9 protein-coding genes are annotated in these 12,808 nt (G+C 46.9%); all 9 read right to left on the reverse strand.

Annotated features, from left to right (window positions below):
• Positions 1–70: 70 nt before the first annotated feature.
• The 9 genes from ACF8CV_RS18185 to ACF8CV_RS18225 all read right to left on the reverse strand — a co-directional run bounded on the left by ACF8CV_RS18185 (position 71) and on the right by ACF8CV_RS18225 (position 12,750).
• A complete protein-coding gene (locus ACF8CV_RS18185) occupies positions 71–1,483 on the reverse strand; it encodes a phosphoglucomutase/phosphomannomutase family protein (RefSeq protein WP_047708848.1) in 1,413 nt (470 codons plus the stop codon).
• Positions 1,484–1,589: 106 nt separating this feature from the next.
• Positions 1,590–3,998, reverse strand: a complete 2,409-nt coding sequence (locus ACF8CV_RS18190; RefSeq protein WP_005494031.1) for a GH36-type glycosyl hydrolase domain-containing protein — start codon at positions 3,996–3,998, stop codon at positions 1,590–1,592.
• An 84-nt stretch (positions 3,999–4,082) separates the two neighbouring features.
• Positions 4,083–6,002, reverse strand: coding sequence for a beta-N-acetylhexosaminidase (locus ACF8CV_RS18195; RefSeq protein WP_005494033.1), 1,920 nt, complete (start codon positions 6,000–6,002; stop codon positions 4,083–4,085).
• Positions 6,003–6,010: 8 nt separating this feature from the next.
• The gene (locus ACF8CV_RS18200) at positions 6,011–6,901 is read right to left on the reverse strand and encodes an N-acetylglucosamine kinase (RefSeq protein ID WP_015297234.1); all 891 of its coding nucleotides are present in this window, start codon (positions 6,899–6,901) and stop codon (positions 6,011–6,013) included.
• Between the two features lie 2 nt (positions 6,902–6,903).
• On the reverse strand, positions 6,904–8,643 hold the full coding sequence (locus ACF8CV_RS18205; protein ID WP_138938298.1) for a glycoside hydrolase family 9 protein: 1,740 nt from the start codon (positions 8,641–8,643) through the stop codon (positions 6,904–6,906).
• A gap of 63 nt (positions 8,644–8,706) precedes the next feature.
• Positions 8,707–9,702 (reverse strand): ABC transporter ATP-binding protein, encoded by a 996-nt coding sequence (locus tag ACF8CV_RS18210; RefSeq protein WP_005461254.1) that lies wholly within the window; start codon positions 9,700–9,702, stop codon positions 8,707–8,709.
• Between the two features lie 47 nt (positions 9,703–9,749).
• Positions 9,750–10,733, reverse strand: coding sequence for an ABC transporter ATP-binding protein (locus tag ACF8CV_RS18215; RefSeq protein WP_005461267.1), 984 nt, complete (start codon positions 10,731–10,733; stop codon positions 9,750–9,752).
• 2 nt (positions 10,734–10,735) lie between these two features.
• Positions 10,736–11,761 (reverse strand): ABC transporter permease, encoded by a 1,026-nt coding sequence (locus ACF8CV_RS18220; protein ID WP_005461261.1) that lies wholly within the window; start codon positions 11,759–11,761, stop codon positions 10,736–10,738.
• A 2-nt stretch (positions 11,762–11,763) separates the two neighbouring features.
• Positions 11,764–12,750, reverse strand: a complete 987-nt coding sequence (locus tag ACF8CV_RS18225; RefSeq protein ID WP_005461259.1) for an ABC transporter permease — start codon at positions 12,748–12,750, stop codon at positions 11,764–11,766.
• Positions 12,751–12,808 lie beyond the last annotated feature (58 nt).

Consider the following 12,808-nt stretch of genomic DNA (forward strand, 5'->3'; position numbering starts at 1 on the left):
CCTGTTGATGATCACCTTTTCCAGACAGCGTCGGCTCTCATCATTGTGCTCGAAGCGGGCACAAGGTCAGTTATAGAGACAAGAAGTCTTTAAACTGTTGAAGAACACGTTCCGCAGTGTCCTTATCTTGCATTTCTGCAAAAATACGTAGTAATGGCTCAGTACCAGAGAAGCGCGCGATGATCCAACCGCCGTTCTTGAAGTAGACTTTCGCGCCATCTTCGTAGCTGACTTTTTCAATATCGAACTCAAACTCAGGCAGTTGTTTTTCAACATATATCTTATTGAATAGGACTTCTTTTTGCGCTGGTTTGAATTTGCAATCACCTTCTGCCATGTACGCGTAGCCGTACTTGCCATAGATTTCATCCAGTAGCTCAGACAGCTTTTTGCCCGTTACCGAGATCATTTCAACCAGTAAGCTTGATGCGAACACACCATCTTTACCTTTGATATGACCGCGAATAGTTAAACCACCAGAGCTTTCTCCACCAATCAGTGAGTCATCTGCTTCCATTTGCGAGCTGATGTGTTTGAAGCCCACTGGAACCTCAAAACATTTCTCACCGTGATCTTCGGCAATTTTGTCTAATAGGTGTGTTGTCGCGATGTTACGTACGACTGAGCCTTTCCAACCTTTGTATTTCAATAGGTAGTAATACAGAAGAATCAGCACTTCATTTGGATGAATGAAGTTGCCTTTCTCATCGATGATACCAAGACGGTCTGCATCGCCGTCAGTCCCAATACCGATGTCGTAGCCTTCTTGCTCGACAAGGTGCATCAAGCGGTACAGGGTCGCAGCACTTGGAGAAGGCATTAAACCGCCGAAGTCTGGGTTTTTTCCGTCGTTGATCACGTCTACTTCACAGCGGCCGTTGATTAGGACGGTTTGTAGTGCGTTTTTCGCGACACCAAACATCGGGTCAATCAGCACACGAAGGTTGGCTTTTTTGATTGCTTCAATGTCGATAAAGTCGATGATTGAATCAACAAACTCGTTCATCGGGTTGATGATTTCAATCAACTTGTCTTCAACCGCTTGATCAAAATCGACACTTTTCACATCTTGTGCGGTAAGTGTGGAAATTTGAGTTTCAATTTTCTCGGTAATGACTTCATCTGCATCACGACCACCTTCAATGAAGACTTTGATGCCATTGTAATCTGCAGGGTTATGCGATGCGGTGATGCACGCCGAGTAAGCACAGCCCATCTCTTTTGCTTTGAACATCACGATTGGTGTTGGAACAAACTTATCGATGAAGCTAACTACAATGCCATTTGCCGCTAAAACTTCGGCAAACCAACGGCCCGCTTTATCAGACAGAAAACGTCGGTCATAGCCAATGATAAAGCCACGATCTGCCACTGATTCTCTGTTAGTGATGTTTGCTACTGCCTGAGCAACCAAACGAACATTATCTTTAGTGAATTCTTCACCGATGAATGCGCGCCAACCGCCTGTACCAAATTTGATCATGATTCGAACCTCAATAAGGGCGGCAATACACCGCGCCTTAAAATTTTGCTAGCGAACCCAATGCACAAGCTAAAGAGCAAAAGTGCATTGGGGCATTTTTCAGCGATTAACCTAGTGTTACGATCACTTCGTTCACGGAGCCTTCCGCTTGAACTGGTACTGATGCGCCAGTGATAGCTTCGCCGTTCAGAGTGATAGATTTCACGCCTTTGCTGACTGAATCAGGGTTAACAACTTTGATGTTGTAAGTCGCGCCTAGCCACTGACGAGTGACTTCAAATCCAGGCCAGTTAGTTGGAATACATGGATCGATAGTGAGACCATCAAAACCTGTGCGCACACCAAGGATAAAGTTGGTCACTGCGAAGTAAGCCCAACCAGATGTGCCAGTTAGCCATGGGTGGTTTGCACGACCGTGATCTTGGTGGTCTCGACCCATAATGAACTGCACGTAGGAGTATGGTTCTGCGATACGTTTTTCGATGATGTCGTTTTGGTTGTATGGGTTGAGAGCATCGTAGAACTTCATCGCACGGTCACCGCGCCCCAATTTTGCTTCAGCAACCCAAGCCCATGGGTTTGGATGTGAGAAGATCGCACCGTTTTCTTTTACGCCTTGGTAAACGCGCGTTACAAAGCCGATATCATCATTTGGTGTTGCGAATGATGGTGAGTTCAGATGTAGGCCGTATTCAGAGAATAGATTCTCGTCGACTGCGTCCATTGCCTTTTCACCGCGCTCTTGAGATACCGCACCAGACAGCACCGCAAGAGTGTTTGACTCAAGGTGCACACGACCTTCTTTTTGTTGCGCTGTACCAATCTTGTCGCCGTTTTTCGTTAGACCACGAATGTACCAGCCGCCTTCTTCGTCCCAAAGGTGTGTTTCACACGCTTCGCGAACGTTTGCCGCCATCTCGGTGTATTTCTCAACGTCAGCTTCTTTGCCTAGGTATTTTGCAAGGTCGATGAACTCTTGTAGAGCCCAAAAGTGTAGGAAAGACACCATTGAAGACTCGCCGCCGCCTAGGTTTAGACAGTCGTTCCAGTCGGCACGTAGACCTTTACAGATGCCCGTTTGACCCACGTATTCAGCTGAGAAGTCTAGCGCAGCTTTCATGTGATCATACACGGTTGCATCACCGCCATCCGCGTAAGGAATCACTTCGTCGAAGAAGCTGTGCTCACCGGTTTCCATCACGTATTTACAGATGGTTGGTACTAGCCATAGGTGATCATCAGAGCAAGTGTCTTCAATACCGTGGATCTTATCTTCATCGGACGGAGTAGGAACAACCGTTGGAGACTTAGATGGTTTAACATCTGCTTTTTCAGGATCGAACCAATCAGGATCGAATAGGTGTAGGCCGTAACCCGCTTTTACTTGACCACGCAGCAGATCAACGATGCGCTTACGAGTCATTTTCGGGTTCGCGTGAGGAACTGAAATTGCGTCTTGCGCCGTATCGCGGTAACCAAGACCAGTACGACCACCCACTTCGATGAACGAAGCAAAGCGAGACCAAACCACACACGTTTCTGCTTGATACAGCGTCCAAGCATTGATCATGGTGTCTAGGCCTTCGTTTGGCGATTTCACTTGGAACTTGCCACAACGCTCATCCCAGTGTGCTTTGATGCCAGCAAATGCATTGTCGACTTCTGCAAGGTCTTGGTACTTAGCACGTAGACGCTCACCGTTGCCTTTACCGATACCTAGAATGTAAGCAAAGCGAACTTCTTCACCTGGTTGGATAGTAAATTGCTTGTGCAGAGAGCCACAGTGGTTGTAACACGTTTGTGCGGTGTTAAAACACTTACCTTGTTCTACTGCTAGTGGGTTTGCTTCGTCGCGGTATAGACCTAGGAAGCTATCACGTTGACCGTCGTATGAATCTGGATCAAACGTTGACGCTAGGTAGTAGAAGCCTTCGAAATCGTTAGTGTTGTAGTACAGGTCGTATTCAATCACGCCTTCGTTGTATGACGTACCAGCAGAGTAGAGAGACATCTGGTGGTTTTGGTTATCAGATTGAATGTGGCTGAACGAGAACTCAACAAATGAGAATGCACTGATCGTACGCGGTTTGTCAGAGGTGTTCTTGATGACCACATCCCAAATTTCTGCATCTTCGCCTTTTGGTACAAAGAGCGTTTTGGTTGCGCTAATGCCGCTGTATTCACACTTGAATTTAGAGTACGACAAACCATGACGAACTTCGTAGTTCGCTTCGTCTAGGCTTTTGGCAACTGGTTGCCAAGAGATTGACCAGTAATCTCCCGTCTCATCATCACGTAGGTAAACGTAGTGTCCTGGGCGATCGAATGTCGCATTTGGACGGAACTTAGTAACACGGTTGTATTCTGGAGAGTTGTAGAACGAATAGCCACCTGCGTTATGCGAGATAACGGTACAGAATTTTTCTGTACCTAGGTAGTTGGTCCAAGGAGCAGGTACATCAGGGCGAGTAATGACGTATTCACGATTCTCGTTATCGAAATAGCCGTATTTCATTTGTGTATTTCCTTTTTACAAAGCTGCGTCTGCAGCCAAAATTTAAAAACTCTTCAAGCGTGATGCTTCTACATCAGCTCTGTATTACTTCCACGGTTTACGGTAATTCACTCCCTGCAAATCAAGCAGCGGTAGGTGTCCTTTCAAACGTGATAAATAGTCGGTCCAGTCTCGGTGTTGTTTGTCTGTCCAACATGCTTCTGCCATTGCGGTTAAGCGCGGGAAGACCATGTAGTCCATACGAGACTGGTTGTTGATGATTTCACACCACAATGCTGTTTGAATGCCCCAAATGCGTTTACGTATTGGATCGTCGGCTGGCACTTCAGCGAGTGGTTCATAGTTGTAAGCTTTTTCTAGCGGCAACGGGTTAGCCCAATCCACGCCCGGTTCTTCTGGTGCGTAATCTTGGGTCATATCTAGGTAGGTGGTTTGTGCAGGTTGTAGCACCACATCGAAACCTTGGCGCGCGCAGTTCAACGCCGCTTCTTCGCTTAACCACGAATAGATCACTGTGTCTTTGCTGACTTTGTCGCCATGCTGTGCTTCTTCCCAACCCAGCATGCGCTTGCCAAGTTTGCGCAGTTTGTCTTCGGCATGACGCAAGAAGTGCCCTTGTAACTCTTTGTAGTCGCTGTAACCTAGTTGTTCCATTAGTGCTTGGCACGCTGGGCTTTTTGACCATACGCCGTTAGGTACTTCATCCGCACCGATATGAACATAAGGGGCAGGGAACAACGCGGAGACTTCTTCCAACACTTTATCTATAAACTCATAGCTCCCCGGCAGAGCTGGGTTAATGACGTTGTCGTTGTAATGCTGAATGCTGCGGTATTCGGTGGTATCTTCTGCTTCTACCAATAGGTGTGGTAACGACTTGATGGCAGCTCGGCAGTGGCCTGGTACATCGATTTCAGGGATAACAGTGATGCCTCGTTTTGAAGCAAAGGCAACCACGTCTTTGATGTCTTCTTGAGTGTAAAAACCGCCGTAACGCTCAGCAAGGTGCGTGTACTGTGGCTCATTGGTTTCATCCAACCCACGCCATGCGCCAATATCGGTTAGTTGAGGCAATGATTTGATCTCAATTCGCCAACCTTCATCATCGGTAAGGTGCCAATGGAATGTATTGAACTTGTAGTGAGCCAACTGGTTGATCAAACGTTTGACTTGCTCAACGGAGTGAAAATGGCGAGCACAATCTAGCATCATACCGCGGTAACGAAAACGTGGTCGGTCTTTGATTGAACAGCAAACCACTTCCATTGAGGCTGGTTGATCGCCAACTTTGATCAGTTGCAACAACGTTGCACAAGCATGGGTAAAACCAGACGAAGAGCCAGCTTCAATTTTGATCGACTCTTCTGCTACCTTCAGTTTGTAAGCGCCTTCATCCAAGGTTGGGTTGCCTTTGAAGATGATCTGACTGCCATTGTCTGATGCGAACTCAAATTGATGAATGCGCTTAAGCTCTTCAAGTAACCACTCTTTAGCTGAATTGGCTAAGTTTGAATAAACCGCAACGCCAGCTTGATGATTAAAGCTAAAGCAGTGATCGCTGACTTCTATATGGTTTGGTTTTGGCAATAAAGGCTGCGCATGCGTCAAGCTGGAAGGGATCTCACTACGTTCACGGTACGGCGAAGCCAATACGATCGGCGTGACATCGACTTGAGCTCGCTGCAGGTTGCCGTTGACTTCAAAGTTGACCAAGGCTTCATTGAATCCATCAGAATAGTAACGGAATGGGTTCGAACCAATACTGAACTCGCAGTAAAAATGATGGTTAGCTGCCAGCACCAACCCTTCTGGTTTGAGGGTGCAGTAGCTGCCAATTTGCTTGAGCTGACCATTCGAAATACTATCCGGCAGAATGTAGCGATCAAAAGCAAAAATCAGGCTCCAATTGTGGAGATCTTGATCGCTCAAGTTATGGAAAGTCAGTCCGAAACGGCAGTTTTGCTTTTGTTCTGATAGGACGACGAGATCAACACGATATTCCATATCTACTCCTACGCCGCACTGAGCGAGTAAAGGTTATGTTCAGGTTTACCTGCAAACATAATTGCGCCTTCAATCGCGTCAAACTGTGGCTCAACAACCCATTGCTGAACTGGTGGCGAAAGCCAACGTAAAATACGTTCAGCAATGCTGCCCATTAAACAAATACGCGTTGCGCCGCGCTTGTTTAATGCCACGAGAAACATTTCTATATCAGCTGCAGTTTGCTTCAGCATCTCAATTGCTAGTGCATCACCTTGTTCTGCATGTTGGAAAATCGCAGGAGAAAACTGGCCATAATCACGAGGAAGCGCTTGTTTAGACCAAGCCACCACGTTATCAACGTCATTTTCGAAATGCGCCATGACGTGTTGTGCTAGAGGCGTTTTCTCTCTGATGCCATCTTCTGCTAACAAAACTTGTTGAACTAGGCGAAGCCCCATCACTGCGCCGCCACCTTGATCCGAAATAGGGAATTCGCGACCACCGACAACGTGCTGCTCCAATCCTTTAAGGTAGATGCCACAAGAGCCCGTTCCTGCGATCATGATTGCGCCATCTTCGCCATTGTGTGCACCAACGCACGCGCCGTAAGCATCAGTATTAAGAGTCATACTGGCAAACGGATGAGGAAGAGACATAAAGGCTTGCCAAGATGCTTTGTGCTCAGCACCTGCAAGGGCTAAGCCGACATGCATCGATGTAAAATCTTGTTGTGTCAGGCCACCTTGCTCGGCAGCCGAAGTGATGGATTCAAGAATCGAAGCCATTGCAACTTCAGCACCTAGCATGATGTTGGCGCTGCCGCTTTTGGCCTCGCCAAGAAAATTACCTTGTGAATCTTTGATCCTGGCTCGACATGACGTGCCGCCACCATCGATACCGACAAAATACATCCCCATGATTATTGTTCCTTAATATTTTTAGAGGTTGCCAACTGAGAAATATGCTGAGCTTGACTCATTATCGCGAGTAAGTACCAAGCGCCATGCGGGATCCATTGTTCGCCCCAGCGCCAGTTTTGTAGCATGTCGTCTTTTTGTGCTGGTGGGTTAAATGCGATGTCTTCCTCGTCTTCAAAGCCGCCAGTGATTCCGTTACACACACCGCCTTTAGCGTTGAAGAAACCATATTGAGGAAGGTAATCAGGGTTGTTACGACCGTGGCCATCAAGCATGCACATGTCGTATGGGTTTAAGCCTACAATCCAGTTCAATGCATCTTGAGCAAACACGGAAAGTTGTTGCTGTATTTCTTGCGATGCTATATGCGGTTGAGCAAGGTATGCCATGGTCGCGAGTGAGCCCAATCGAGCATTCTCGCCTTGCCACCAATAGCCGGATTCATTGTTGTGTGCGACAAAAAATGCATCGCGTTTTGACTCATTTACGCCTTTAACATACTGGCGAGGGTAACCGAATGGGTTGGTCACTTTATTCGATATTTTGATCTCAAACTCACACGCTTGGTTAACGATGCGTTTTACCGATTCTGTCTGTACGGAGTCGTCTTCAATTGCTAGGTATTCGCATAGGGCAATAACTGGTAGACCTGCTTCGGCAGCGTGAAAGTATGGACGACTGCCGTCTTGGTTTGCTGACCAAAAGTGTTGAATCTGCTCGTCGCTCATTTGGCGGGCAACTAAGCGTTGTGCCCACAAACGGCTCTCTTCCAAGTAGCGAGTTTCTTTGGTGGCTTTAAACAGTTCTACACTAGCTAGTAGCGCACAGTATTCGTCGATAATGTTTTCTTCACCATCATTGAGGTACTGCGTATTGTGCTCATTTAAGTGCCAGTAACCATTTTCAGCAGCGTTGCGGTATTTCTGTTGATCGTATTCGCCGTGAACACCTAAACGCGACGCCGCGGCCAGAGCTGCGATGGCGACACCGCCACCTTGTCGAAAGCCTGCTTGGTAGTCGTCAAATTTGTGACCAAGTTGCGTTTCGTAGGCACAGATTTCTCGTTGCGCAGTATCTTTGCTCCACTTATCAAAGACCGTCATGTAGAAGAAGCCTTTTTCGTTTTGCATACGAACAAGGAAGTCTGCACCGAACAGGGCTTCTTCAATAAGACGTGTGCGTGTGAAGGCTGCAATGTCTTCGCTTCCTTCAAGCAATGAAAGCCCTTTTAGTATGTTCCAAACCACCATTGGAGTTTGTTGAGGGTTCAAATAATTAGCGTATGAAAGATGACTTAAGTACTTACTAACGTCTCCAGATGCGTCGTACCAGCCACCGTGAACATCAACTGTTTGGTTGGCGTTGAGCACTGGCACTTGTCGATCTTGTTGATCGAAAACCCCACCGCAACGTTGTGATTTGAAGTAGTGGATCACATCTGACAGGGTTTGATTCAACAGAATATGTTCGCCAACAGTGAAATAAGAAGAACGCGAATCTTCCACTTGCAGGAAATAGTCGCCTGAATCTGTGAAAGATGAAAAGTCGATGAGGTAGAAATAGCCCTGATGCCAGTTCGCCACTTTACCTTGTACTTCAACCGCAAAAGTTGCCACTGTTTGCTCGCTAGTGGCACAAATCAATTGAGCAGTGTAAGAAGGCAAGTGTGGTTGTTCGGTCTGGATAATGGCTTTTTTGGGACCCAGACGTTCATAACCAATGTGGTTAGTCAGTAGCAGCATTCAATGTCTCCGGGAAACGATAAAAACAGGAATGGGCCAGGCTGAACCTGACCCTCGTTATGATTAATCTTCAAATAAGTAACAGCGGACAAAGTGGTTGTCGGACAGTTGAGTGACGCCCGGTAGTCGTTCGCGACATTTGTCGGTAGCGTGTACACAACGTCCTGCAAATGGACAGCCGACAGATTCTGGTGTCCAAAGTGGAATTTCCCCTTTGTTGCCTTTCAGTTTCTCGTGAATAGACTTTGATGGATCTGGAACCGCAGATACCAACAGTTGCGTATATGGGTGTTGAGGATCGTGAATGATTTCTTCAGTATCGCCCCATTCAACCATGTGACCTACGTACATGACCGCGAGATCTTCAGCAATGTAACGCGCTGTTGCGATGTCGTGAGTGATGTAAAGCAGAGACATTTGTTTCTCGAACTTCATCTCTTCCATCAAGTTCAGAACACCGGCACGGATTGATACATCGAGCATCGATGTTGGCTCATCCGCCAATACCACTTCTGCACCAACTGCGATGTTACGAGCTAGGTTTACACGTTGACGCTGGCCGCCAGATAGCTGGTGCGGGAACTTTTGCGCCGTTTCTTTTGGTGGAATAAGACCAACTTGTTCAAGTAGGTCGTACACACGCTCTTCCAGTTCTTTCTTGTTGCCCGGTGCTACTTTCTTATGAATCAGCAGCGGGCGCGCAATATGGTGGAAGATATTGTGCGTTGGATTTAGCGAGCCAAATGGGTCTTGCCACACCATTTGTACGCCTTCACGATACGCCATCAAGTCTTGTCTTGAGGTGATGTCTTGAATATCACGCCCTTTGTACTCAATGATGCCGTCAGTAGGTGCGTACATTTTTGCAATCATTTTAGCGGTGGTCGATTTACCTGAACCAGATTCGCCCACTACTGACAAACCGCGGCTTTTGTACATTTTGAAAGATACGTCGTTGATAGCACGCATCTTTGACTGCTTGATTGAGTTACTGTTTAACGGGAAGTCCTTAACGACGTTTTTACCCTCAACCAGCAGTTCGCCGAGTTGTTTGCTCATAATTCTCTCCAGTGTAATTTTGTTCTTAGCTAGCGTGACTTCTGGTTTTAAACCTTGGCTTGAGCAATCGTATCGCCGTACAAGTGGCAGTTTGAATAACGACCAGGTTCAATTTGACGCAGCTGAGTCGGTACTCGTGTACAAGCTTCGTGGACTCGGTCACAGCGAGCTTGGAAGCGGCAGCCTTGAGGAATCTCTAATAGGTTCAAAGGGTTGCCTGGAATACCAGTCAATTTGGTCTTAGGACCAGTTAGTGGAGGGAAAGAGCTACCCAAACCTTTGGTGTAAGGGTGGTAAGGACTTTCCAGAATTTGTTTCGAAGGTGCGACTTCAATCAATTCACCTGAATACATGATGCCTATACGGTCAGAAAACTCGACCATCAGCGACAAGTCATGAGTAATGAACAGAATTGAGAAGCCAAACTCTTCTTTAAGCGCGTAAATCTTTTGCAGAATTTCACGTTGGACCACCACGTCTAGTGCCGTAGTTGGTTCATCCATGATGATCATCTTCGGATTCAGAGCCAGAGCAATAGCGATAACCAAACGCTGACGCATACCACCAGAGAACTGGTGAGGGTAATCGCTCAAGCGGCTAGGGTGAATATCAACAATTTCCAATAGGCCTTCAGCGCGAACTCTTGCTTGAGCTCGAGTGAGTCCTGTGTGGCGCATGATTACGTCACAGAACTGTTCTTCCATAGTGAGAACTGGGTTCAGCGCGTTCATCGCACTTTGGAATACCATCGACATTTCACTCCAACGGAATGATTGCATGCGTTGATCACTGTATTGGAGGATGTCTTCGCCATTGAAGATAACTTCACCTCCGGTGATAAACGCTGGCGGCTTATGTAAGCGCATGAGCGAGAAAGCAACGGTTGATTTACCACAGCCTGATTCACCAGCCAGACCAAAGACTTCGCCCGGTGCAATATCAAAGCTTACGTTGTTACAGGCGCGGACATCGCCCGCATCTGTAATGTAGTCTACGCATAGGTTACGGATAGAAATTAGTGGTGCAGTCATGATTATTTATCTCCGCTCCATAGTGCATTTTGCGGTGCCAATTCAGGCTCACGCTCTTTCTTGTCTTTTGCTGCTAGTTTTTTCCAGCGTTTCATGCCTTTGTGAGAACGAAGCTGAGGGTTCGCAATTTCGTCAACGGCAAAGTTCAACAGAGCAAGGCCAGTAACCAGTAGTGTTAGTGCAATACAAGGTGCGAGTACTTCCCACCATGCGCCAATCAACATTGCTGAAGATGTTTGTACGTTGTACAGCATGATGCCCCAGCTGATGGTGTTTGCGTCGCCAAGACCCAAGAACGAGATAACGGCTTCGGTGTTGATTGCCAGCATTACTGAACCGATGAAGCTTGCACCTACGATAGGAATTAGGTTTGGCAGAATTTCAACGAAGATGATGCGGAATGGAGATTCACCCAAAACTTCGGCTGCTTTAACGAACTCTTTCTCACGCAGTGCCATGGTTTGCGAGCGAACAACACGAGCGCCCCAAGCCCAGGAAGTACCTGCAATAATTAAGGCAATGGTGAGAGGACCTGCCTCGCCAATGAATGCCGCCAATACAAACAGCAATGGATATTGAGGAATTACCAGCATGATGTTCATTGCTGCACTCAATACGTCATCCACTTTACCGCCGAAGTAACCTGCCGAGATACCAATGACCGTCGCTAGGAAACACACGATGATGCCAGCACCAAAGCCTACCCCTAGTGATACGCGGGCACCGTAAGCCACTTGTGACCAGATGTCGCGGCCCATACGGCTAGTACCTAATACGTGATCTGCTTTTTTAGACATAATCAGCGTGCGACGATCGTCTGCTAGGTTCTTAGCCACCCAACCATCAGGGTTACTTTGCGCTTGTTTCACAACAAAGCTTGGGTACTCATGAGGATTACCAGTACGCTTGTCTGGTGCGTGTTTTGTAATTAATGGTGCTGCCACTGCAACGAAGATGAAGATCGTGATAATGGCTAAACCAATACGTGCGAACGAGTTGCCTAAAATCAGTTTGAATAAGTTTTTCATGATTATTTGCCTCCCTTGCGTAGGCGAGGGTCTAGAATCATGTACAGCATGTCAGCCATTAAGTTGAAGCACAGCATGAACATCGTCATGATAATTAGCTGACCTTGAAGTACTTGGTAGTCACGAGCGTGGATAGCGTTCAGTAGAACAGTACCTAGGCCTGGGTAGTTAAAGATCATTTCGATAATCAACTGACCACCGATAGCCATACCTAGAGACATTGAAAGTGCAGTCACACTTGGAAGTAAAGCGTTACGAGCGGCGTAGTTAAATACCACACGGTTTTCGCTTAGACCCTTACCTTTAGCCATTGTGATGTAGTCTTCAGCTAGAAGGTTGATCATGTTGTTACGCATGTTTACTAGGAAGCCACCGATTTGAACAATCGTTGCACAAAATAGAGGCAGTACCGCGTGGTAACCAACGTCTTTAATGAATGCCCAGCTTGACCAATCTGGCACGGTGCCAGGTGTATAAGCGTAGCCAGATGGGAACCATTTCAAGCCAATTGAAAAGGTAAACAGCGCTAGCATTGCGATAACCATTTGTGGGATAGCTTGGATGATCAGTGTGCCTGGTGTTACGAAGGCATCGTAACGACTACCACGTTTCCAAGCGGCGAAGATGCCAAGAACTGATGCGATTGAGAAAGAAAGTACAACCGCTGTACCAGCTAGGAACAGAGACCAGCCAAATGCACTGCCAAGTAGAGAGTTTACTGAAAGCGGATAGAACTGAATTGAAGTACCTAGCTCCCAGCTTAGAATGTTTTTAATGTAGGACAGGTATTGGATGTAAATAGGACCATCAACGAAACCTAGCAATTCTTTCATTGCTGCGATTCGCTCTGGCGTTACCTGTACTGAAGCGTTCGCAAACATCATGGTAACTGGGTCACCAGGCATTGCTCGCGGAATAATAAAGTTTAACGTCGCCGCAACTAAGAGCGCGACAAGATAGAACGACAAACGTCTTAAAAAATAACCCATAACTCACACCTTACTCACCCAGATTTTTTCCCTGTTTCTGGTTTCAGGTCGCCCCTAG

It is taken from the genome of Vibrio sp. zbq_1 (assembly GCF_043102935.1).
In the GTDB taxonomy this organism is placed as follows: domain Bacteria; phylum Pseudomonadota; class Gammaproteobacteria; order Enterobacterales; family Vibrionaceae; genus Vibrio; species Vibrio parahaemolyticus.